Source organism: Myxococcus sp. AM010, assembly GCF_013372585.1.
Taxonomy (GTDB): domain Bacteria; phylum Myxococcota; class Myxococcia; order Myxococcales; family Myxococcaceae; genus Myxococcus; species Myxococcus vastator.
Genome location: NZ_JABXEO010000002.1, coordinates 40,223 through 62,107, shown reverse-complemented (window position 1 = coordinate 62,107; position 21,885 = coordinate 40,223). Strand labels below are relative to the sequence as shown.

Annotated in this window: 19 protein-coding genes; 13 read left to right on the top strand and 6 right to left on the bottom strand. The window is 69.5% G+C overall.

Annotated features, from left to right (window positions below; translation table 11 throughout):
• Nucleotides 1–146 precede the first annotated feature (146 nt).
• From nadA to HV826_RS01945, 3 genes are all read left to right on the top strand, one after another.
• Entirely contained in the window at nt 147–1,079 is a 933-nt protein-coding gene (nadA, locus tag HV826_RS01955) for a quinolinate synthase NadA (RefSeq protein WP_176415309.1), read from the top strand.
• 82 nt (nt 1,080–1,161) lie between these two features.
• Nucleotides 1,162–1,761 (top strand): hypothetical protein, encoded by a 600-nt coding sequence (locus HV826_RS01950; RefSeq protein ID WP_176415308.1) that lies wholly within the window; start codon nt 1,162–1,164, stop codon nt 1,759–1,761.
• Nucleotides 1,762–1,887: 126 nt separating this feature from the next.
• Nucleotides 1,888–2,634 (top strand): class I SAM-dependent methyltransferase, encoded by a 747-nt coding sequence (locus tag HV826_RS01945; protein WP_176415307.1) that lies wholly within the window; start codon nt 1,888–1,890, stop codon nt 2,632–2,634.
• Here the strand turns inward: HV826_RS01945 and HV826_RS01940 are convergent.
• A complete protein-coding gene (locus tag HV826_RS01940) occupies nt 2,627–2,995 on the bottom strand; it encodes a metallothionein (RefSeq protein WP_176415306.1) in 369 nt (122 codons plus the stop codon). The two genes, HV826_RS01945 and HV826_RS01940, sit on opposite strands and share 8 nt — an antisense overlap.
• A gap of 174 nt (nt 2,996–3,169) precedes the next feature.
• Here HV826_RS01940 and HV826_RS01935 point away from each other — a divergent pair, with 174 nt between their 5' ends.
• Nucleotides 3,170–4,738, top strand: a complete 1,569-nt coding sequence (locus HV826_RS01935; protein ID WP_176415305.1) for a hypothetical protein — start codon at nt 3,170–3,172, stop codon at nt 4,736–4,738.
• A 92-nt stretch (nt 4,739–4,830) separates the two neighbouring features.
• On the top strand, nt 4,831–6,027 hold the full coding sequence (locus tag HV826_RS01930; RefSeq protein ID WP_176415304.1) for a hypothetical protein: 1,197 nt from the start codon (nt 4,831–4,833) through the stop codon (nt 6,025–6,027).
• Nucleotides 6,028–6,052: 25 nt separating this feature from the next.
• On the opposite strand, the gene HV826_RS01925 is transcribed toward HV826_RS01930, so the two are convergent.
• The 3 genes from HV826_RS01925 to HV826_RS01915 all read right to left on the bottom strand — a co-directional run bounded on the left by HV826_RS01925 (nt 6,053) and on the right by HV826_RS01915 (nt 10,774).
• Nucleotides 6,053–6,799, bottom strand: a complete 747-nt coding sequence (locus HV826_RS01925) for a hypothetical protein (protein WP_176415303.1) — start codon at nt 6,797–6,799, stop codon at nt 6,053–6,055.
• A gap of 219 nt (nt 6,800–7,018) precedes the next feature.
• Entirely contained in the window at nt 7,019–9,472 is a 2,454-nt protein-coding gene (locus HV826_RS01920; protein WP_176415302.1) for a serine/threonine protein kinase, read from the bottom strand.
• Between the two features lie 198 nt (nt 9,473–9,670).
• A complete protein-coding gene (locus HV826_RS01915; RefSeq protein WP_255207748.1) occupies nt 9,671–10,774 on the bottom strand; it encodes a hypothetical protein in 1,104 nt (367 codons plus the stop codon).
• A 392-nt stretch (nt 10,775–11,166) separates the two neighbouring features.
• Between HV826_RS01915 and HV826_RS01910 the strand changes: the two genes are divergently transcribed.
• From HV826_RS01910 to HV826_RS01895, 4 genes are all read left to right on the top strand, one after another.
• Nucleotides 11,167–12,993 (top strand): Ig-like domain-containing protein, encoded by a 1,827-nt coding sequence (locus tag HV826_RS01910; RefSeq protein ID WP_176415300.1) that lies wholly within the window; start codon nt 11,167–11,169, stop codon nt 12,991–12,993.
• A gap of 34 nt (nt 12,994–13,027) precedes the next feature.
• Nucleotides 13,028–13,849, top strand: coding sequence for a glycerophosphodiester phosphodiesterase (locus HV826_RS01905; protein WP_176415299.1), 822 nt, complete (start codon nt 13,028–13,030; stop codon nt 13,847–13,849).
• A gap of 11 nt (nt 13,850–13,860) precedes the next feature.
• Nucleotides 13,861–14,598 carry a deoxynucleoside kinase gene (locus HV826_RS01900; RefSeq protein WP_176415298.1) on the top strand — a complete coding sequence of 246 codons (738 nt, stop codon included), beginning with the start codon at nt 13,861–13,863 and terminating at the stop codon, nt 14,596–14,598.
• Between the two features lie 125 nt (nt 14,599–14,723).
• Entirely contained in the window at nt 14,724–15,242 is a 519-nt protein-coding gene (locus HV826_RS01895) for an acyl-CoA thioesterase (RefSeq protein WP_163784836.1), read from the top strand.
• Nucleotides 15,243–15,320: 78 nt separating this feature from the next.
• Here the strand turns inward: HV826_RS01895 and HV826_RS01890 are convergent, their stop codons facing one another.
• On the bottom strand, nt 15,321–15,710 hold the full coding sequence (locus tag HV826_RS01890) for an iron-sulfur cluster assembly accessory protein (protein WP_163784835.1): 390 nt from the start codon (nt 15,708–15,710) through the stop codon (nt 15,321–15,323).
• 81 nt (nt 15,711–15,791) lie between these two features.
• Here HV826_RS01890 and moeB point away from each other — a divergent pair, with 81 nt between their 5' ends.
• Both moeB and HV826_RS01880 read left to right on the top strand, forming a co-directional pair.
• Nucleotides 15,792–16,958, top strand: coding sequence for a molybdopterin-synthase adenylyltransferase MoeB (gene moeB, locus HV826_RS01885; RefSeq protein WP_176415297.1), 1,167 nt, complete (start codon nt 15,792–15,794; stop codon nt 16,956–16,958).
• 14 nt (nt 16,959–16,972) lie between these two features.
• On the top strand, nt 16,973–17,305 hold the full coding sequence (locus HV826_RS01880; RefSeq protein ID WP_176415296.1) for a rhodanese-like domain-containing protein: 333 nt from the start codon (nt 16,973–16,975) through the stop codon (nt 17,303–17,305).
• Nucleotides 17,306–17,320: 15 nt separating this feature from the next.
• Here the strand turns inward: HV826_RS01880 and HV826_RS01875 are convergent, their stop codons facing one another.
• Nucleotides 17,321–19,621, bottom strand: a complete 2,301-nt coding sequence (locus HV826_RS01875; protein WP_176415295.1) for a serine/threonine-protein kinase — start codon at nt 19,619–19,621, stop codon at nt 17,321–17,323.
• A gap of 254 nt (nt 19,622–19,875) precedes the next feature.
• On the opposite strand from HV826_RS01875, the gene HV826_RS01870 reads away from it, so the two are divergent.
• Nucleotides 19,876–20,337: a hypothetical protein gene (locus HV826_RS01870; protein WP_176415294.1), complete on the top strand. Its 462-nt coding sequence runs from the start codon at nt 19,876–19,878 to the stop codon at nt 20,335–20,337.
• A 176-nt stretch (nt 20,338–20,513) separates the two neighbouring features.
• Nucleotides 20,514–21,875 (top strand): hypothetical protein, encoded by a 1,362-nt coding sequence (locus tag HV826_RS01865; RefSeq protein WP_176415293.1) that lies wholly within the window; start codon nt 20,514–20,516, stop codon nt 21,873–21,875.
• Nucleotides 21,876–21,885 lie beyond the last annotated feature (10 nt).

The following is a 21,885-nucleotide window of genomic DNA, read 5'->3' as shown; positions in this document are numbered from 1 at the left end:
GGGAGTGCCCCAGCATGAGGACAGGGCGGATGTTGGAAAAGGGCCGCCCGCTTGATTCGCGACCACCCGGGCATGAACGAAGTGGGGCAAACCGCACCCTGGCCGGCACTTCCAGTCCCGGTTAAATGTGGGACTCGGGAGGTGCCATGGGCGCCGAAGTCGACTACGCGAAGGAAATCCAGGAGTTCAAGCGTTCCATGAACGCAGTCATCCTGGCGCACTATTACCAGGAGAGCGAAGTTCAGGACCTCGCGGATTTCGTGGGCGACAGCCTGGCACTGGCGCAGGCCGCGGCGCGCACGAAGGCAGACGTCATCGTCTTCTGTGGCGTCCATTTCATGGCGGAGACGGCGAAAATCCTCAACCCGTCCCGGCAGGTGCTGCTGCCGGACCTCAAGGCGGGCTGCTCGCTGTCGGACCGGTGCCCGCCGGGGGCCTTCAAGGCGTTCAAGGACAAACACCCGAACGCCTTCGTGGTGAGCTACGTCAACAGCTCCGCCGCGGTGAAGGCCATGAGCGACGTCATCTGCACGTCGTCCAACGCGGTGAAAATCGTGAACCAGGTGCCGAAGGACCGGCAGATTCTCTTCGCGCCGGACCAGCACCTGGGCCGCTACGTGATGAAGCAGACGGGCCGCGACATGGTGCTGTGGCCGGGCAGCTGCATCGTCCACGAAATCTTCAGCGAGAAGAAGCTGGTGCAGCTGAAGGTGGAGTACCCGGAGGCGGAAGTGGTGGCCCACCCCGAGTGTGAGCAGGCGGTGCTGCGCCACGCGGACTTCATTGGCTCCACCAAGGCGATTCTGGATTACGCGGTGCGTAGCCCGAAGCGGCAGTTCATCGTGGTGACGGAGGCGGGCATCATCCACCAGATGAAGCGGGCCGCGCCGGACAAGACGTTCATCCCCGCGCCGCCGGACAACGGCTGCGCGTGCAACGAGTGCCCGTACATGCGGCTGAACACGCTGGAGAAGCTCTGGCGGTGCATGAAGGAGCGCACGCCCGAGCTGACCATGCCCGAGGACCTGCGCGAGGGTGCTCGCGCGCCGCTGCAACGCATGCTGGACTGGTCTCAGTAGACAGTCCGTGGATAACCCGCGGCAGCGGACATTTGCCAACTCGCGTCTTGCACCCCACGAAGCACAATGCGATGGAGCCACCGTGGCCTTCCGATTCCTCGCAGTCCCCGCGCACCGACTGGTGAACTTCCCCCAGGCGTTGCCGGACGATGAGCGCCTCGAGCCGGAGCTGCCTCCGGTCCATGAGGCGGTGGAGCGTGCGCTCACCGGCGCTGAGTTCCGAGACACGCGCGCCAAGGACAGGCTGCGCACCTTGTTGCAGGGGGACCGGCCCCCGTCGCTGGGCGCGCCCGAGGCGGGCTACGGCCCGTCCGCCGTCTTCGCGCAACCTCCCCAGGACCTCCCGGCGCTGCTGCGGCTGGCGGACGAGCTGGAGAACCTGGCGCGCCGCGAGGCGGGTGAGCGCGCCCTGGTGTGGAAGTGCGGAGACTGCGGCGCCCGGTACGCGGTGCCGGTGGCCCTGGTGCGTCAGGTGTCCATCCGCTGCGAGCGCTGCGGCACGCCGGTGGAGCTGGCGGCCACGCGCAGCCTGGGCGAAGAGTCCCTCATCGACCCGTTCCTGGGCGCGGTGAATCACAGCCGCCGGGAGCTGGCCGCCTTCTTCCGCGAGGCCATGGCCCGCGGCTGGCCGGTGCTGGTGGCCGAGGACAAGCGCGTGCCACGCACGCAGCCCTCGGCCTGACGGCGTCCGGCGGAAAACAGGTTCTCGCGCCGCACGGGGGACGGTACCCTTGCCGGCCCCATGCGGCGCGCGCTCGTTCCTCTCCTGCGGTGTCCCCGGTGCCGGCGTGGCGCCCTCCAGCCGGAGGTGGACGCCCCGGTACTCTTCTTCGGTCCGCTGCGCTGCCAGACGTGCGGCGCCAGCCACCCGGTGGCCGAGGGCGTCGCCGACCTGGTGGTGGACCCCGCCGCGTCCGGCCCGCTGCAGCGCGGCATGGAGCAGCGCTGGGTGGCGCGCTCCTATGAGCGCTACATGCGCCCCGTGCTCCAGCGCGCCCTCACCCGTCAGCCGCTGGATGGCGACAGCGAGTTCGTCCTCTACCGCAGCCTCCTGGGCACCCCCGGAGGCCCCGTGCTGGACGTGGGCTGCGGCACGGGACAGCTCGCGCGGCGGCTGGCGCATGAGCCCGACGCGCCGCCCGTGGCCGCGCTCGACGTGTCCCGCGCCATGCTGGAAGAAGGCGTGGCCCAGGTGCGCGAGGCCGGCGTCGCCGTGGACTTCCTGCGCGCCGAAGCCCCCTACATCCCCTTCCAGGACGGGGTGCTGGGCGCGGTGTTGATGAGTGACGCGCTGCCCTTCGTCGCGGACCTGCCCCGGATGATGATGGAGGTCCACCGCGTGCTGCGGCCCGGAGGCCGCTGGGTGGCCAGCACCTACGCGGCGCCGGGAGCGCCCCGGGCACTGCTCCACCGCGGCGTGGGCCTGCATCCACGGGGGGAGGCCGAATTGCGCCGGGAGGCCGCGGCGGCCGGCTTCGTGCGCTTCGAGCGCGTGGCCCTGCCGTCGCTGCTGGTGGTGAAGGCGGAGAAGGGCTCCGCCCAGACGCCTAGATGAAGATGCCCGCGGACGCGTCGTAGCGCGCCTCGTCGAGCTTCAGGTTCGCGGGCTGGCCGCGCAGCGCGTCCATCACCCGCCGCTTCGGCTTCTTGCACTTGCCGCAATCGCACGAGCCCTTCTTGCACGTGCAGTCCGCCTTGCTGCCGCACTGGCACTTGGCGGCCATGAGCGAGTCCAGCACATCCAACGGGCGCTCCACGCCGCGGGTGGAGGGCTCGGCGTCCGACGGCGTGGCCTTCGCGGGCGTCACTTCCGGGGCAGGACGCCGGTGGGCCTCGCAGGCCTCCGCCGCGCCCGGTGCCAGGAGCAGGCCGCTGGCCATCAGCCCTCCGGCCACCCACGTTCCGATGCGCGTCATGGTGCTCTCCTCGGGGCGCTCCAGGCGCCCCTGCTCGACTGGCGCCTATACCGCAGCCCTCCTTGCCTGCCAAGGCCGACAGCCATACCTTTGTCTACCTGGGACACAGGCGCTGGCCGGGCTGCACGGGCGGCTCGCCGTGCCGGGAGGCGCCGCGTACAGTCCGCGCCTTCCGTGACGCCCCGACACTCCCGCCTCGTCCATACCGCCGCGCTCGTCCTGGGGGTGCTCCCCCTGTGGGTGTCGCGCCACCTGCCCCTGGTGGACCTGCCCCAGCACCTGTACCTCATCTCCGTCCTGCACCGGCTGGATGACCCCACCACGCTGTACCCGCAGCTGTTCGCCGCGCGTCACGCGCTGACGCCGTACCTGGGCTACTACTACCTGGTCAGCGGCCTCAACTGGCTGCTGCCGCTGGAGTTGGCCAACCGCGTCTTCCTCTCCGCCTACGTGGTGGGGCTGCCGCTCAGCCTCGGCTTCCTGCTGCGCAGCCTGGGCCGGCCCACCTGGCCCGCCCTGCTGGCGCTGCCCTTCGCCTACGGCGACAGCTTCAACTGGGGCTTCATCAACTACTGCGCCGCGCTGCCGCTGACGCTGCTGTGCTGCGGCCTCTTCGTGCGCACGCTGGAGGACACGCCTCGCCGCCGGACGTGGGGCGGCGGGCTGGCGGTGTGCCTGGTGGCGGTGCTCCTCTTCCACGTGCAGGCCTTCGGATTCCTCGCCTTCGGGCTGCCCTGGCTGCTGCTCACCACGCGCGTGACCGAGGACGCACAAGCCAGTGGGCTCGCCGCGCGGCTGCGGCCTCGCGTGCCCGCGCTGCTGGGGGTGGTGCCCGGCGTCGCGCTGTTCCTCGGCTGGGTGGTGCTGCGCTTCGGCGAGCCCGCGGACATCCAGCCCGGGGTGCCCTGGAAGGCGTGGGGCCCCACCTTCTCTCCGCAGAACCTGGCGTGGAAGGCCTTCGAGCAGAACCGCGCCGAGCTCTTCCAGGTGCTCGCCAACACCTTCCGGGATGGCTCGGACCGGTGGGCGCTGTACGCCGTGGGCGCGGTGGCGGTGGCGGGCTGGGCCGCGGGACTGCTGCGGCCAGCGCGCGCCAATACGCAGGGCCTGGTGGCGCGCTCGCGGCTGATGGGGTTGGGGCTGCTGGCCCTGGCGCTCTACTTCCTGCTGCCCTTCGACATCCGCGGCTACGTCTACTACCTCAACACGCGCTACGCGCACCTGGCCGCCGCGCTCCTGGTGGCCACCGTCCCAGCGGCCATTCCCGCGTGGCGGAGGCCCCTGCGCGTCGCCGCCCTGGCGTGCGCGGTGGTGCTGGCCTTCGTCATGGTGCGCGGCTACCGCGCCTTCTCCCGCGAGGCGCAGGCCGAATGGGGGCCGCTGGTGGCCGCCACCGCCCCGCGCCCACGTGTCATGGGGTTGATGTTCGACCCCGGCTCCCGGGTGGTGCGACAGCCCGTCTTCATCCACAGCGCGGCGGTGCTGGCCCGGGCGCGCGGCGGCGTGCCCAACTTCACCTTCGCGTCCACGCCGCACTCCCCGCTGCGCTACACCGGCGAGGAGCCCCCCACCTTCCCCTCCGAGTGGCGGCCGCAGCAGTTGGACTACGCGCGGCAGGGCGTCTGGTACGACCACTTCCTCGTGCGCGGCGCGCCGCCGTCGCGAGTGTTCGGTCCGCGACTCCAGTCCGAGCTGGCCGTGGTGGCGGAGCCAGGCAGGAGCGCGCTGGTGCGCCGGCGCTGAGTCCTCCGGCGCGCCTGGCACTGTGATTTGGTGGGCGCAATGCCCGCGCGGGGCATGCCCCGGGACAGGCGCCGTGCAGTAGAAGGTCCGGTATGCGTTCCTCCTCTTCGGACCCTCGCTCCCTGCTGGACGCCCTGCGCTCCGGCGCGCCGCTGCCCGCCTTTCCCGCCGAAGCGGTGGAGTCCGCCCGCGCCCTGGCACGCGACGTGTCCCAGGCCGCCCTCGCCAGCGTGGAGGCGCTTCCGGAGCCGCTGGCCCTGGCCGTGCTCGAAGCCGCCGTGTCGGACGGGCACACCGCCCTGCCGGAGGCCCTGTCATCCTCGTCGGTGAAGGCCCTGGCCAAGGCCGCGAAGAAGGCGCTTTACCAGCTCCGCTCGCGTGGCGTCGCCGTGGCCGGGCCCGCGCGTGCCGCCCCTGTCGAGCCGGCCCGTACCGCCGCGCCCGAGTCCCTCAACGCGCTGGCCAGCGCCGTCACCGGTGGCGGCGAGCGGGCGCTGGTGCTGGCCCGGGTGCTGCGCGGCGCGGGCGTGGAGGTGGTGCAGATGCAGCTGTCCGACGAGCTCGGCGTGGTGGCGCTCCAGTTGGGGGACAGGAACCGCGCCACCTGGCGGAAGCTGGTGAAGGACGGACTGGCCCACGGCGGCATCGTGGAGCTGCCGCTGGAGCAAGCCGCGGTCCTGCTGGCCGAGGCCGCCGGAACCAACCTGCGCACCCGCACGCCCTTCCCCGACGGACTGGACGTGGTCCTGCGCCACTTCGGCGTCCAGCCGCGGCTGTCCCCCACCGAGCTGCCCCCGCCCGAGCCCGAGGACCTCCGCCGCGCGCTGGAAGCCGACGTCCTCCATGACACCGTGGAGCTGGCCTCGTGGCTGCCTCCGGAGCCCGACATGCGGGCCCTGGTGCAGAAGATGGACGAAGTGGTGCACAGCCCCCTGTCGCTGAGCGACGTGCAGCGCCAGGAGCAGCTCCAGGCGGCGGTGCTCGGCGTGGCGCGGGACTTCTTCACCCCCGAGGTGCGCCAGCGCTATGCGCTGCGGCTGTGGCGGATGGCGGACTACTTCGAGCGGAGCAGCCGCCCACGTGAGGCGGAGCTTGCCCGGGCCGAGGCCCGCCGGCTCTTCCATGGGGCCCAGGAGCCCCTCTCCCGCTTCGCCGAGCGGCTCTTCGAGAAGGTGGTGGCCCTGGTGGCCGCCACTGGGGCGCGGGCCGGCGCGGACACCGGCCCCGTGGAGGCCGCGCCGTCCCCCTCGCTGGAGCGGCGCAGCCCCGGCGGGCTCATCATCCCCTGAGCACAGGGGACCCACGCGCGGCCACTCAGGCCGGCGTCACGCGGGCACGCAGGAGCAGGTCCAGGTTCTCCCGCTCCCACGCGACGGCGCGGGCGTAGTCGTGGAATTGCTTCTCGTGTTCCATCAGCTCGGGAGGGTGGATGCAGCGCCGCCCGTCGTCGCCCTTCCGCGTCCGGTACACGTGGTGGAGCATCTCGTGGAAGACAATCCACTCCACGAAGTAGCGGGGCACCACCGGCTGGTCCAACGCCGGGTGGATGCGGATGACCTTCGAGTCCGCGGAGTAGGAGCCCATCTTGATGCTCTTGCGAGGCCCCTTCACCCGCGGCGCCGGGCCATAGGTGATGGCCGCGTCGATGCGGCCGTCGAAGTAGCGCTCGTTCAGCCGGTCGTAGATGCGCTCCAAATCGTGATGCTGCCCCACGGGCTCCAGCCGGATGCGTTTGCGCATCTGCGCCGGAGACAGGCGCCGGATGTAGACGCGGTTGCGCTCGATGAACTTGTCCAGCAGCACGCTGGCGTCCGGGTCACCCTTGCGCACGAAGCTGGCGAGCGCCTGCACCACGTCGTCCGGAGCGACCAGGAACATGTGGTGCAGCCGAAGCCGCCACATGGCCCGCTGGCGTTGGAACGTCAGCATGGTGTGCGTGTTGTCGTGAATCTCCAGCGCCACCTTCGCGCGCAGGCGCGTGCGCAGCCGCCGTTCGAGCACGCGACGCCAGACCTTCAGGAGCCTGTTGGGCTCGGGGACGAGAGGAACCTGCCGGGCCACCCGGCCGGCCGTGTAACTCCGCTTCCTGATTACGTTTTTCTGACTCTTCGGGCGCGCCATAAGGGTTCCGGATTCTACGGACCCGTCTGACATGTGTAAACGCGCTCGGGAAGGCGAAAACCCTGGAATTCCAACGACTTAAGGACACTCAAGCCCACCAGGTCCCACTTGTCCGCCGCTGGGGGAGGATGCCGCATACCCGTCAACCGCCCGATGTCACTAGCGTCGCCTCTTGCACGGAATCTGCAGGACGAGCGGTCCCTCGCTCGCCGGCTCTATAAGGTAGGGTTTTGTACCCTTTGGCTTCCGACGTCCCGGGCACTGGTACTTCACCCGGATGGGGCCCGCGGGCAGCGAGACGAGGGTGTTGATGGGGAGGCGCTCGCCCCCCTCGCGCCGCAGCACGGTGCGGGCGGGTGCATTGAAGCGGACGCTCACCTGCGTGGGCTCCGCGGCGGCGGTGGGCGGCGCATCCGGTTCGGCGGTTGGGGCCGATGCGGCTCCCGGCTCCGGAGGCTTCGTCGGTTCAGTCGGCGCCGTTGCCTCCGGGCGGCCGTCGTCTTGCGCCACGGCGGGCGCGTTCGTGAGCCTGGCGGCAGGCGGCGACTGTCCCGTGACGGGCCGGACGACAGGCGACGCCGTCCCCTGCTGATCCAGCGCGCCGACCGACAAGTCCCGCGGCGGCTTCGCCGACGCCGCCTGCGCGCCGACCATGAACCACCACATCACGCCCATGCCCAGGGCGAGCAGCCCCACGACGCACGCCACCACCCGCACCACCGGACGCTTGCGCGTGGGCGGCGTGGCCCGCGTGTCGGCTGTGAACTCGCCCGAGTCGCCGCGATAGCCCATGGTGGACTCGTCATCCTCCGGATCATCCCGGAGCGTGGGCCGAGGGTCCGTGTACTCCAGCGAGGAGTGGCTCAGGCCGGTGTCCTGGTAGTCCTCGTCGTCCGCTTCCACGTGCCGGGCGCCTCGGGACGGCGGCGGGCTCCGTGGTGGGGGTGGTCGCTGATTCACCGTGGCGGGGGTCAGGGAGACGGACTGGGAGAGCTCCAGGTCCAGCGAGGACGCGCGGCGCGGAGGCACCGGCGTGATGGAGACGGACGAAGCCGCGTCTTCCTCCGGCGGAGGGGGCCTGCGAGAGGCCGCTACGTGAGAGGGAGAAGACGGGCCCGGGCGACGGGTGCGGGGCGCCTCCGCCACGCGCGCGGGAGGAGGCGCCATGTGCGGCGCGGAGCGGCGAACCGGCGGCGGCGGGGTCGCGGCAGGACGGGATGGAATGCCCTTGGGGCGACTCCGCTGCGGCACGGTGGACTCGCCGTCGCCGATGTCCAGGTCCTCCACCACCAGCGCCGCGGCCCGGTAACCCACGGGCGTGGTGGCGACGGCGGTGGACATTTCCGAATCCTCGTCGTCGTCATCCGCCTGGCGGGCAGGCAGCTCGCGAGGGCGCGCCATCTGCGTGGCGGGCTCGGGCTCGTCGCCGGAGAAGGACACCGGCACCGAGTCCCCAGAGGCGCGGCGAGGCGTGGGCCGGGCCGTGAGGCCAGGCGTGAGCTGCGCGCTGGGCACCGGGGCCAGGTCGGACTCGGGTGTGGTGGAGGACAGCGTGGGGGCTGTGGACTCCAGCACGGACGGGCGCCGCGGCGGCTCTGCGTCCAGGGAGAGCCGGCCCCCCTGCAGCGGCACGGTGGCTTCACGCCGGCCGGGGCCCTTGGCCTCGGGGATGTGGAGGATGGTGCGCTCCTCCTCCTCGCCCAGCAGCCGACAGATGTACTCCGACACGTCCAGGCTCTGCCGGAGGGTGCCGGAGGCGAGGAAGGCCTCCAGCGCGTCGTGCACCTCGGACGCGCGCTGGTAGCGCAGGGCGCGGTCCTTGGTGAGGCAGCGCATGACGATGCGCGAGAGCGCCTGCGGGTAATCGTCGCGCAGCAGGTGCGGCGGCGACGGGTCCTCGTAGCGGATGGCGTAGAGGATGCCTTCCGTCGTCGGCTTGGCGAAGGGCTGCCGGCCGGTGGTGATTTCGTACAGCATGGTGCCCAGCGCGAAGATGTCCGCGCGGTGGTCCAGCCGCTCCTGCGACACCTGCTCCGGCGCCAGGTAGAGGAACTTGCCCTTGATGACGCCCGGCTTGCTGCGCTCCATGAACGCGCCCGCCTTGGCGATGCCAAAGTCGACCAGCTTGACGCGCCCGTCGTAGCCGATCATCACGTTCTGAGGGCTGACGTCGCGGTGGATCAACTCCAGCGGGCGCCCATCCACGCCACGGCTGTGGTGCGCGTAGTCCAGGCCGGCGGCCACCTGCCCGCAGATGCGCGCGGCCACGCCATAGGGCACCGTGGCGCCGAACTTGGACTCCTCGGCCATGACGCGCCGCAGGTCCACGCCCTCCACGTACTCCATGGCGATGAAGATGTTGTCGCCCTCCTTCCCCAGTTCGTGCACCTGCACGATGTTGGGGTGGTGGAGCTGCGCGGCGATGCGCGCCTCGTCCAGGAACATCTGGACGAACTCGGGCTCCTCCGAGAGGTAGGGGAGGATCCGCTTGAGCACCACCAGCTCGGGGTCCGGCGGTCGCTGGGATAGGAACAGCTCCGCCATGCCTCCCACGGCGAGCCGCTTGATCAGCAGGTAGTTACCGAACGGAATGGCCGTCTGGGGCGAGCTCACGAAGAAAAGCCGTCTGTCTGAAGGTGAATGGGCTGGACTTTTCCGGAGCTTACCCACAATCACCGGCTCCTGGGAGCCAGGGACCCGCTTCGGTGGGTTCCGGACACCCACCCCGCCTTCCGGGCCCAAAAAGAAGCCGCCCCTCCCCGGGTGGGCGAGGGGCGGCTCGTTACGAACCAGCGATAGGAAGACGGACCGTTACGGCACTTCCGCCGGAGTGACCGTTCCCACCATGTCCGTCGTGCAGTCCGTCGGAATCAGGACGTAGGTGTACGGGTTCGTGGTGCCGGGGACGACGCCGTCCGCGTACTGGTTGCACTGGAAGGCCGTGCCACCATCGCTGGTCGTCGTGGTGCCGCCATCCGTGCATACCACGTTCGAGTACGTGTCCCAAACACCCCGGAGGCCGTTTTCAAACGTCACCGTGCCACCGTCCGCAGCAGCAGCGCGCACGTCGCACCCCTCTACGTTGTAGGTCTTGTAGTTGGCCACGAGGATGCCACCCGTCACCTCGAAGCCCAGGTAGGTGTCGTTCTCCGGCTCGTTCGGGCGCTGCTGCATCGCCGCGGGCGTCGCGTTCGTGATGGTCAGCGGGCCCGGAATGTGGACGCGCGTACCGCCAAGCTCCGGATTGGGAACCGCCACGCCACCCTCCGCGTCGCCGAAGCCTTCCGGCACGGTGTTGTCGGGCAGCGGCTCCCCGGAACCCTTCTTGGTGATGACCAGGTTCCCCGTCGCGCCCGTCACATCCAGCCGGAACGCGCTCTTGATGACCGGACGATAGGCCTCGCGCATGTTGGGGGCATTGTCAGTCGCCTGGGCATTGAACGTGCGGAACAAGCCCTGGACACGCAGCACATCGCCCACGACGGGTCCATATGCCTTGGTCTCGTCCGTGTAGAACTTGTCGACGAAGATACCCTCGGTCGGGAAGCACGAATCCACGACCCAGAACCGTGCAGTGTAGTCGCCTTGGTTGCCGCGCGTCATCTGGCTGACGGCCGTCACGATGACCTCGTCCAGCGTCACCGCCTCGCCACGGGTGCCACTCTCGCGCAGCCGTCCGATGGGGCCCTTGCCTTCGACCGGCTCGGGGCAGATCCGCGGGCCGGCGTCCTCGGGAGGCAGACCCGCGTCCGTCCCCGCGTCGGTGCCCGAATCAGCGCCACAGTTACCGATACAGCCCGCATCCGACGTCGGATCCGGATCGCCATCATCCTCCCGGCCAGAGCAGCCAGCAACGGAAGCCATCGTCGCTGCGGTGATCAGCGCCGCGGCGCCCAGCGTTTTGCGCAGTTCCATGTCTCGAGTCTCCATTCATTTCGGCGCCACGATTCGCGCAACGCCGACGCCTGCCGGCCTGAGGATGGGGCCTTATACCGGCGCCTTACGGGGGCCGGCAAGGAAGGCACCCACGGCACTGGTGACACGTGGGTGAACTCCAGGCACGTGAGTCCCGGATTCCACACTGGGTCCGGATTCGGGCCCGACACTCTCAGGATTCCGAGAAAGACGTCCCCCTGGCTTCTGCCCTCAAAGGAGGTACGAAGTCGTCCGGGCCGCGTCGTGAAGAGGCAACTCTACGATGGCTCTTCAGTCCACCGACCTGGATGGCCCGTCGCCGATTTGGGAAAGGTGCACCAGGTCGGCTCTTGTCTAATGGCCGGGAACGGGGATTGCTGAAGCCCACCCTCATGAGCCTCCGCGCCCTTTTCCCCTACGTCACCCTGACTTCGCTGTTCACTGCCTGCATCAACGTTCCCGACATCGTGGACGCACAACCCGATGCAGGCGACATCACTGAGCCCGATGGCGGCCCGCTCGACGGAGAGGTCACGCTCACGTCCGTCGATGGCGCGACGCACGTTCGAGCCACCGTCACACTCCAGATCAGCACGAGCGTGCAGCAACCCGACGCAGTCGAGCTTTCTGTCGGAAACGAACTGCTGGCTTCATTGCAGCCTCCCTACACGTACACCTGGGACACCACCTCGCTGCCCGAGACGACTCACACGCTGGTTGCCCGAGTCACGAAGGGGGGGCGTATCGCGACGAGCGATGAACGGCGGTTCGTCGTGGATCGCACCCCGCCCACCATCATCTCCAGGGAGCCCGCCCCAGATGACGACGCCGTCGCGGCTGGGAGCCCTATTCGCGTTCGCATTTCGGAGCCTGTGCAGAGCGCGACGCTGACCGGAACATCGGTCCGGCTCCGACTGGGAGGCGTCCTCATCGACCGCACTGTCGAACTCACGGAGGATGAGACCCTCCTGACCATCATCCCCACGGAGACAGGTCCCGTACCGCATGAGTTCGAGTTGGCGCTGGCCGACTCGATTACGGATCTGGCCGGCAACCGGCTTGAGGACTCAGGCAGGACGTGGTCATGGCGCGCTCCGGCATGGCTGAGCGTCGGCCCAACAGCGGGAGTCAGCCCTCCCTGGGCGAGTTCACCCCATCTGCACCTTGCCCCGGGCACCGCTCCGCTCCTGACCTGGAGGAACGCCACAAGCATTTCAGTCCGCAGCTTCCAGGAGGGCAACTGGAACAACCTGGGCGGGGACCTCAACGTACGCGCCAATGACATTGATGTGTTCCCGTCAGCCCCCACGGTCATCAACCACGATGGCACCCCATTCGTGAGCTGGACCGAGGAGGAAATTGGCGGAGGCACCGCCTATGTCCGCGCCTGGGTTACCAGCGATTGGCAGTCCGTTGGCGACGCAGTGGACGGGGCGGGCAAGCCAGATCTCCATTTCGGCACCGAGTCGTCTCCGTGGCTCACAGTCATCCAAGACGGTCCGGAGCAGGGAGCAACGAGCATCCGCGTTCGTCGGCAGAACGGTGCGCAGTGGGAGAACGTCGGCGGCGCGTTCCGGGCAGTCACGGCCGAGCTCGGTCGCGTCAGCGACGTGTCCCTGAGATTCCACGCCGCCGTGCCCTACATTGCCTGGTCCGAGTTCGAACTGAACGAGCAGAACCACCCCATCAACGGCCGCGTTCACGTGTGGCGGCGAGTGTCCAATGAGTGGGTACCACTGGGCTCCGCCCTCAAGACTCATTCGTCCGATACCAGTGCGAGCCAGGTGGACATGAACCTGGATGGAAACGGCCATCCGCTGGTCGTCTGGTCAGAGACAACCCCGAACGGGCCAACGGGTACTGCAGCCAACGTCTACGTCTCAAGATGGGACGGCAGTCAGTGGGTTTCTCTGGGAAGCGGCTTGAGCGCCACCCCTGGAAACACCCCCGCGGACCATCCGTCCCTGGCTATGGCTCCCGACGGCACACCGATGGTGGCCTGGAGAGAGAGCGACGGCGCGACGAACCGCGTCCACGTCCGCCAGTGGGCAGGCTTCGAATGGAGGGCCCTCCATGGCTCCAGCAACGTTCTGCCGGACGCCACGAGCGTGGGCAGCCTGAATCTCCAGGTGGACGCGGACGGTATCCCCTGGGTCGCGTGTGAGGCCACGGCCGAAGATGGGCATCCACGAATCTTCGTCTACCGCTTCAACCGTTAGCCAGCCCCATGCCGCCAGTCGCTACACTGGCGGCATGGCATCCTCTCCCCTCCCCTTCCTCCGCGGCCTGCGGCCCACGCTGCACATCGCCCATCGTGGGGGCGCGGCCGTGGCGCCGGAGAACACGCTGGCGGCCTTCCGGCAGGCCGTGGAGCGCTACCGCACGGAAATGCTGGAGCTCGACGTCCACCTCACCCGGGATGGGGAGCTTGTCGTCGCCCACGACGCCACGCTTGAGCGCTGCACGGACGGCACCGGCCCCCTGGCCGCGCTCACGCTGGCCGAACTCCAGCGGCTGGACGCGGGCTTCCACTTCACGCCCGATGAAGGCCGCACCTTCCCGTTCCGAGGCCAGGGCGTGCGCATCCCCAGCCTCCGCGAACTGCTGCGCGCCTTCCCCGACCTGCGCCTCAACGTGGAGCTCAAGCCGGATGTCCCTGGCATCGAGGACACCTTCGCCCAGGTGCTTCAAGAGGAAGGGGCCCTGGAGCGCGTGTGCATGGGCAGTGAGCTGGACACCGTGGCCGAGCGGCTGGCCGAGCGCCTTCCCTCCGCCTGTCACTTCTATCCCCGCGATGCGCTCGCGGCGTTCGTCATCGCCCTGCGTGGCGGGGATACGCCGCCGGAGGATCCGCGCTACACCGTGCTCGACATGCCGCTCTACTTCGGTGAGGTCCGGCTGGTGGACACGGACTTCCTCCGGCAGTGCGCGGCCCGGGGCAAGTGGGTCAACGTCTGGACGGTGGATGACCCAGGGGAGATACGGCAGCTCCTGACGGAAGGCGTCGGCGGCATCATGACCGACCGGCCGGACGTCCTGAGGCAGATCATGGACGCTCCCTCGAAGCCGGGCTAAGCCCCGGATTCATGCCTCGCACCCCCGCTCGCACGCGCTCGAAGCCCGCCCAGGCCGCCCCTGCCCAGGAAGAGGCCCCCTCGGCCCCTCCGCGCTCCCGCAACACGATGCGCGTCAAGGTGCCCAAGGCGCGGCGCTTCGTGGCGCTGGCGGGCAACATCGGCGCGGGCAAGACGACGGCGGCGAAGATGATCAGCCAGGCCTTCGGCTACGAGCTGTTCGACGAGCCCGTCATCGACAACCGCTTCCTGCGTGACTACTACGCGGACATGACTCGCTGGTCCTTCACGCTCCAGCTCGAGTTCCTCATCCGGCGCGTCGAACACCACGAGCTCATCCATTCGTACCGTCGCAGCTGCGTGCAGGACCGCACGCTGTACGAGGACCCGGAAATCTTCGCCAAGTACCTCCACGGCCTGGGGCACCTGACGGACGCGGAGCTGGACCTGTACTACGAGTACTTCCAGCGGCTGTCGCGCCACATCATCCGGCCCGACAAGGTCATCTGCTTCGAGGTCGGCAGCGTGGACGTGCTCCTCCAGCGCATCCGCACCCGAGGCCGTGAGGAGGAGAAGGGCATCCGCCACCAGTTCCTCCGGGGCCTCAACGGCTACTACGCCAGCTTCCCCCAGGTGCTGCAGGAGAAGTACAGCGTGGACTGCCTCACCCTCGACGTGTCGAAGCAGGACATCCGGCGCGGCCGGGGGCGCGAGGAGTTCCTCGACCGCGTCTCCACCTTCCTGGCCTGAGCGGCGCACCCGCGTCTGTCACCTGCACGGACATTGTCTGGCCCATCGCGTCAGCGCTTGGGATATCCACCGGATGAACCGGCGCGGCCCCGCCGCAGGCTCCGTCCGACAACCCAAGGTGCGAGATGACCGACCCGAGCGCGAAGAATCCGAAGGACACGGAGGTGGTGATGACTCAGCTCATCCTGCCTCCGGACGCCAACAACCTGGATGCCGCCTTCGGCGGCAAGGTGATGCAGTGGATTGACGTCTGCGGGGCCGTGGCCGCGCAGCGCCACTGCCGGCAGGTCGTGGTGACGGCCTCCATGGATGATTTGCACTTCCACGCCCCCATCAAGGTGGGTTGGATCGCCCTGCTGCACGGCAGGGTGCTGGCCGCCTTCCGCACCTCCATGGAGGTGGGCGTCACGGTGCACGCGGAGAACCCGCTCACCGGCGAGCGACACCTCACCACCAGCGCGCTGCTGACCTTCGTGGCCCTCGACAAGGCCGGCAAGCGCGTCCCGGTGCCGCCCCTGCTGATGGAGACAGACGCGGACCGCGCCGCCTTCCAGGAGGCCCAGGCCCGCCGGACGCTGCGGCTGGCCCGGCAGAAGGAGAACCAGTCCTGGCTGAAGGTGATGACGCCCATCGCGGGCGCCTGACGCACGAAGGCCGGGCGAGGCATCCGCCCCGGCCCGGCCTTCCCTCCCGCGTCAGGGGCGTTACCGCGGTGGCTCGGCTCAGGTCGTGAACGACGTGCCGCAGCCGCAGGAGGACTTCGCGTTCGGGTTGTTGAACTTGAAGCCCGAACCGGTGATGGCGGAGACGTAGTCAATCTCCGTGCCCGCGAGGTACTGGCTGCTCATCGGGTCGGAGGCAATCTGCACGCCGTCCTGCTCCCAGACGGCGTCACCAGCCTTGGACTCCTTGACCAGGTTCAGGTCGTAACCCAGGCCGCTGCAGCCGGCGGGCACGACGCGGATGGAGAAGAAGTAGCCCTCGAAGCCTTGGGCCTTGATGACGCTCTTCACCTGCTGGATGGCGGCGTCCGTCAGGCGCACGGCCACCGGAGTGGCCTGGGAAGCCGGCGAGGCGGCGGGGGCGGCGGAAGTCGTGGGGGTGCTGTCCATGTCCATGTCTCCTCTGGAGGACTTATAACGCCCGGGCCCGGAAAAGCCATGGGCCCAGCCCCTGGGTTATATGCATCCGACATGGCTCGGACCTTCCAGACGCTGCTGGCCGGAGTGAAACAAGAGATTCGCGAGGTCTCCGTGGAGGACGTGAAGCGGCTGCTGGATGCCCGGGCCTCCGTGCGGCTGCTGGACGTCCGGGAGGCGGACGAATACGCCGGTGGCCGGCTGCCCGGCGCCCTACACATTCCAAGGGGTTACCTGGAGCTACGCGTCGAAAGTCAGGTCCAGCGTGACGAGGAGCTGGTCGTCTACTGCGCCGGTGGCACCCGCTCCGCCCTGGCCGCCAAGACGCTGAAGGAGCTGGGGTACGAGCGGGTGGCCTCCCTGGCCGGCGGCTACAACCGGTGGAGTGACGCCGCCCTCCCGGTAGAGAAGCCCTTTGTCCTCACCGCCGAGCAGAAGGAGCGTTACCGTCGCCACCTGAGCCTCCCCGAGGTGGGCGAGGCGGGACAGGCGAAGCTGCTCCAGGCCCGCGTCCTGCTGCTGGGCGCCGGCGGACTGGGCTCGCCGGCGGCGCTGTACCTCGCCGCCGCCGGGGTGGGCACGCTGGGCATCGTCGACTCGGACGTGGTCGACCTGAGCAACCTCCAGCGGCAGGTCATCCACACCCGCGAGCGCCAGGGCCAACCCAAGGTGGCCAGCGCCCGGGCCGCGATTGAAGCCCTCAACCCGGACGTGGAGGTGGTGGGTTTCGAGGAGCGGCTCACCTCGCACAACGTGCTGAAGATTCTGGAGCGCTTCGACCTGGTGCTCGACGGCGGGGACAACTTCCCCACGCGATACCTGCTCAACGACGCGTGCGTCATGCTCGGCAAGCCCAACGTCCACGGCTCCATCTTCCGCTTCGAGGGTCAGGTGACGTCGTTCGTCCCCGGCCAGGGCCCCTGCTACCGCTGCCTCTACCCCGCCCCGCCGCCGCCCGAGTTGGCGCCCTCGTGCGCGGAGGCCGGCGTCCTGGGCGTACTGCCCGGACTCATTGGCCTGCTCCAGGCCACCGAGGCGCTCAAGCTCATCCTTGGCCAAGGTGAACCCCTGGTGGGACGGCTGCTCACCTTCGACGCGCTGGGCACCCGCTTCCAGGAGCTCAAGCTGCGCCGGGACACGCAATGCCCCGTATGCGCGCCGGGCGCGACGGTGGAGCTCATCGACTACGAGCGTTTCTGCGCCGTCCCCACGCCCGCCTGAGGTGCCCACACGCCATGCCCATTCCCGAGATTGCCCCCGCCCGCCTCGCCGAGCTGCTCGCCGGCCCCGCGGAGTCCCGCCCCGCCCTGCTCGACGTGCGCTTTGCTTCGGAGAATGCCTGGGTGGCCCTGCCGGACTCGCTGCTGATTCCCCTGCCGGAGTTGGAGGAACGCGCGGAGGAGCTGGAGCCCCTGCGCGGCCGGCCCGTGGTCGTCTACTGCCACCATGGCGTGCGCAGCCTGGACGGCGCGGCCTACCTGATGTCGTTGGGCATCGACGCGGTGTCGCTGCGAGGCGGCATTGACTTGTACTCCCGGCAGGTGGACCCCCGCCTGCCCCGCTACTGACGGGGCGGCACGCCGCTAACCCACGAAGGCGGACAAGTCTTCGGTCTGCTTGTTGATGAGGCCGGGCTTGATGTCGACCTCGAACATGAAGGGCTCCTTCAGCGGCCCGCCCTGCAGCTCCAGCTTGTGGCGGCCCTCCATGAGGTCGAGCTTCATGCCCTTGTTGCCCAGATAGGGCCCCAGGTCCTGGCCATTGCGCTTCACGGAGATGCCGCGCAGACCGTCCGGCTTCAGCGTCAGCTGGAGCTGGCCCCGGCGGAACTCGTAGGTGAAGGACTTGGCCTGACCGGGCTCACCGAAGGCGAGCGTGTCGACCTCCTCCTTGTAGATGCCCTGCTGCTCGTTCACCAGGATGAGCGTGTCCTGGAGATGGGCGCCCGCCGCATTGACGAGGGGCGTCTCCCCCAGCTCCGTCACCGGCTGCTGGCTGCCGCAGCGCTCGGTGTGGCGCACCGAGACCTTCACCTTCTCGTTGGTGTTGACCGACAGCGTCACCGACTGTCCGTCGGAGGCGCGGCTGTTGAGCACCGCGAGGATGGGCTTGTGGAACACCAACCCCACGGCCACCAGCCCCACGATGAACCCGACCGTGGCGATGTTGCGCCTGGCCACACCCGCGCGAGCGCTCCGCGCGGACTTCTCCAGCGCCCGGTCCACCTCGGCGTCCTCGGCGCGCGAACGCGCCAGGGCCACGCTCGACGTCCTCGAACGCGGCGGGGCCGACGGCATCTCCGCGCGGCTCGACGTGCGGCGGCGCGGCTGGGCCTCGGAGGGGTGGATTCCGGACTGCATCCCTGTCCGGCGGCGAGGGGGCGGCGGCGCGGGCTCCGGCGGAGGGAGCATGGTCCGCTCGTCGTCCAGCTCCTCGTCCTCCATCCGGGTGCGCTCGTCGACCGCCGCCATGCTCGCGCGCGAGCGGGACGGAGGCGGCGGCCCTGGATCATCCACGATGGGCGCGGCGCGCGTGGCGGAGCGACGAGGCGGGGGCGGCTCGCCCACGCCGGTCCGGCTCAGGTCCGAACGGGAGCTCGTCCGCGCAATCTGCGTGGAGTTGGGGTTGGACGGACGGCGCAGCTCCGCGGACGTCCTGCTCCGGCGCGGCGGAGGGGCCTCATCGACGCCAGACGGCGCCTCCCACTCCCCCTGCTCGTCGGGCTCCACCGCGGGCGCCGCGGCCGAGGTGCGCCGAGGCCCCATGGACGTCCGGGAAGACGCGCCACGCTGACGCTCGCGAACCGAGGCCTCACCCGGAGGCGCCTCCCAGTTCATGTCCGCGGCGGCGGAGGTGCGGCTGCGGCCACGCTCCTGCGGCGGCGGCGTGGGCGGCATGGGCGTGCCGGAGTTCGCGGAGTCCTCGCCCACGGGAACGACCTGCCCCTGGGCCTTCTCCTCGGCCAGGCGGTCGGCGAAGAGCGTCTCCATCAGCTCGGAGATCTGCACCGAGCCGGCCACCCAGCGCTGCCCGACGAGAATCTCCTCCAGCGCCATCTGGAACTGGCGCGCGTCCCGGTAGCGGTCGTCCGAGTTCTTCGCGATGGCCCGCATCACCACCGGGTCCATCTCCTCCGGCACGTCCGCCACCTGTGAAGGCGCGGCGATGGCGCACTCCATGGCGGCCTGCAGCGTGGCCAGCTCCGAGTCGCGCTTCAACGGACGCACGCCCGTGAGCAGTTCGTAGAGCACCAGGCCGATGGCGAAGATGTCCGCGCGGCCGTCCAGCGGCTTGCCGGCGGCCTGCTCCGGCGCCATGTACGCGAACTTGCCCTTGATGGCGCCCGACTTCGTGAGCGACGCCTGATCCGCCGCCTTGGCGATGCCGAAGTCCACCAGCTTCACCGAGCCGTCGAAGCTGATCAGGATGTTCTGCGGCGAGATGTCGCGGTGCACCACGCGCAGGGGCCGGCCCGCGTCATCCGTGCGGCTGTGGGCGTAGAACAGGCCCTCGCAAGCGGCGGCGACGATGCGGATGGCCAGCGGCCGGGCCACCCACTGGCCCGTGCTGGCGGCCTTGCGCATCACCCGGCCCAGGTCCTCGCCGTGGATGAACTCCATGGCGATGTAGTAGGTGCCGTTGGCCTCGCCGAACTCGTAGACCTGGGCGATGTTCGGATGATTGAAGCGCGCGGCAATCAGCGCCTCGTTCCGGAACATCTCCACGAACTCACGGTCCTCCGCGAGGTGCGGGAGGATGCGCTTCACCACGAGGTTCTTGTGGAACCCCTCAATGCCCGTCTGGCGCGCCAGCCAGACTTCGGCCATGCCGCCCGTGGCGAGCTTCTTAAGAAGCTGATATTTCCCGAATGATTGAGGGTTCATCCCGGGACATTGCCGGCGGGGAGCAGGCTCAGGTGGAATGCAGCAGGGCAGCGCATCTTAGAGGACAGCCACTTCGGAGGCAAAGGCACCCCGGATTCAAATCCGGGTGGGTACTGCTCGCCAGCCTCCTCATTGCAACTACCACGGTTGCGGCTCCCGCGAACGATCAGATTCGCGTCGAACGCCGGGGGGACGTCCTGGAACTCCGCTGGTCCGACGCGGAGGAGCGGCTCCAGGGGACCATCCACCCAGCCATGCCAACGGAGGGTGAGCCCATCTCCGTGTCGTTGCATGTAGGCAACTTCGAGGGCCCCGAATTCGATGGCCCCCTCACCGTCACCTTCCACCCCACCGGGTCGCCGTCCCAGCAGACGAAGACGCTGACGCGGGACGGGGTCAACTGGCACACCCAGTTCACCCCGGACGAGCCCGGGCCGTGGGATTTGGAGGTGCGATACCGCGGCACCCACCTCAAGGTGATCACCGCGCGCTTCTCCGTGGCCCGCTCGCCCCTCCCCCGCGGCATGGGCTGGGGATTGATTCTGGTGGGTGCTGGCACGGCGCTGGCCCTGGGCCTGCGCAACGTCCTGCGGCGCGTGAAGTCGTCCGGCGCCACCCCTGTGGCAACGGTGACTCCGCCTCCACCGGCGGCGCCCTCCACGCCGGAAGCGGGCAGCCCCCCCACCCCGCCGGCCGATCCTCCGTCCAGCCAGTAACTCCTTCCAACCGACGGGCATTCGTACAGGGTCGCCTGCCGCGACATTGGGAACTTTCGTTCCCTGTCACGGCAACGTGACGGCCTGGTCACGGGTTTTCTACACCGTCAGGCCTGCTTTTCGTCCGGAACCGGACCCTACCCAGCCCTCCGCGTCCGCTCATCGAACGGGCACCCGTGTTGCAGTGGACGCGCTCCGGTGGCGGTCGGGGAGGCGTGGACATGGGCGGGTGGCGGGTGAATGAGCGGACGAGGCGGAACCTGCTCGTCGCAATCTTGATGGGCATGCCAGCGTGGGCTGTCGCCAAGACACCTGGCCCGCGGACGGAAGCAGCTGCCGCGACCGTGAAGGATGATCCGCTCTCAGGTGGCGTGGTGGACGGTGTGGAGCCTCCGGAGCTGTTGCTGCCGGAGGAGGACGGCGCCACGCAGGCGCAGCTTGAGGGCGCCATGGCCCAGGCCCTGCCGCCGCCGTCGAGGACGTCTCCCGGCGCGCAGCCGCCCTCCGTGAAGCCGCTCCCTGGAGCGGATGACGGGGCGAAGGCCGAGCAGGACGCGAACCAGCGCAAGCCAAAGCAGCGGCCCGGTCAGCCGCAGGACGACTCGCTGGGCGAGAATCCGGACGCGATTGACGACAAGCCCAAGGGCGGGGCGCAGGCCATCCGCGTCATCGGACGCGTGTCCGCTCGGGCCCGCGCCGACGAGCGCACCCAGTACCAGCGCAACCTCTCCATCGCGGACGCACGCGTGGGCGTGCGCACGTCGCTGGCCAACCTGGAAGCCGAAGTGACGGCGGACCTGGCGGACTCGCAGATGCTCAAGGACGCCTTCGTGCGTCTGGCGGATGACCGCAAGCGCTTCCGCCTCTACGGCGGCCAGTTCAAGACGCCCTTCCTTCAGCGCTCGCTGGAGTCGTCGTGGGACCTGCCCATCCAGGCCCGCGGACTGGTGGAGGAGTACATCACGGAGACCCATCAGATGGGCGGCCGTCGCATGGGGCTGATGGGCGAGGTCCGGCTGAAGCAGGTCTGGGGGCTCAAAATCTCCGCGGGCTTCTTCCAGGGGGCCATCGACGAGGCGGGCGTGCGGCTGAAGGAGGACGCCGCCGCGCGCGTGAGCCTGCGGCCCTTCAACTTCAAGCCGCTCACCGTGGGCGTGAGCACCTACGTCTCCGAAGCCATGGACCTGGCGCGCAAGCACGCGGTGGCCGCGGACGCGGAGCTGAAGCTTGCGGGCTTCGTCTTCACCGGCGAGGCCATCTCCGGGCGGCTGCCCCTGGGGCCCTTCACGGCGCAGATGCTGCTGGCCCAGTACCTCATCCACGTGGGCGACGAATGGGCCATCCAGCCCGTCGCGGGCGTGGAGGCCCTGCAGCTTCGCGGCGACACGGTGCGGGGGGACGGACATTCGCTGGTGGGCGGCTTCAACGTGCTGCTCGGCACTCGCTTCCGGGCCCAGTTCCAGACGGAGCGCGCGCTGCGCCCCGGCGATGAATTCCCGGGGCTGCAGCACTCCATCGAACTCGGCGCACGCTTCTGAGCACGGAGAC

Coding starts and splice junctions, on each gene's coding strand:
- moeB (WP_176415297.1), top strand. CDS start 15,792: ATGGCTCGGACCTTCCAGACGCTGCTGGCCGGAGTGAAACAAGAGATT.
- HV826_RS01895 (WP_163784836.1), top strand. CDS start 14,724: ATGACCGACCCGAGCGCGAAGAATCCGAAGGACACGGAGGTGGTGATG.
- HV826_RS01940 (WP_176415306.1), bottom strand. CDS start 2,995: ATGACGCGCATCGGAACGTGGGTGGCCGGAGGGCTGATGGCCAGCGGC.
- nadA (WP_176415309.1), top strand. CDS start 147: ATGGGCGCCGAAGTCGACTACGCGAAGGAAATCCAGGAGTTCAAGCGT.
- HV826_RS01880 (WP_176415296.1), top strand. CDS start 16,973: ATGCCCATTCCCGAGATTGCCCCCGCCCGCCTCGCCGAGCTGCTCGCC.
- HV826_RS01870 (WP_176415294.1), top strand. CDS start 19,876: ATGCCAACGGAGGGTGAGCCCATCTCCGTGTCGTTGCATGTAGGCAAC.
- HV826_RS01905 (WP_176415299.1), top strand. CDS start 13,028: ATGGCATCCTCTCCCCTCCCCTTCCTCCGCGGCCTGCGGCCCACGCTG.
- HV826_RS01915 (WP_255207748.1), bottom strand. CDS start 10,774: ATGGAACTGCGCAAAACGCTGGGCGCCGCGGCGCTGATCACCGCAGCG.
- HV826_RS01910 (WP_176415300.1), top strand. CDS start 11,167: ATGAGCCTCCGCGCCCTTTTCCCCTACGTCACCCTGACTTCGCTGTTC.
- HV826_RS01930 (WP_176415304.1), top strand. CDS start 4,831: ATGCGTTCCTCCTCTTCGGACCCTCGCTCCCTGCTGGACGCCCTGCGC.
- HV826_RS01875 (WP_176415295.1), bottom strand. CDS start 19,621: ATGAACCCTCAATCATTCGGGAAATATCAGCTTCTTAAGAAGCTCGCC.
- HV826_RS01890 (WP_163784835.1), bottom strand. CDS start 15,710: ATGGACAGCACCCCCACGACTTCCGCCGCCCCCGCCGCCTCGCCGGCT.
- HV826_RS01900 (WP_176415298.1), top strand. CDS start 13,861: ATGCCTCGCACCCCCGCTCGCACGCGCTCGAAGCCCGCCCAGGCCGCC.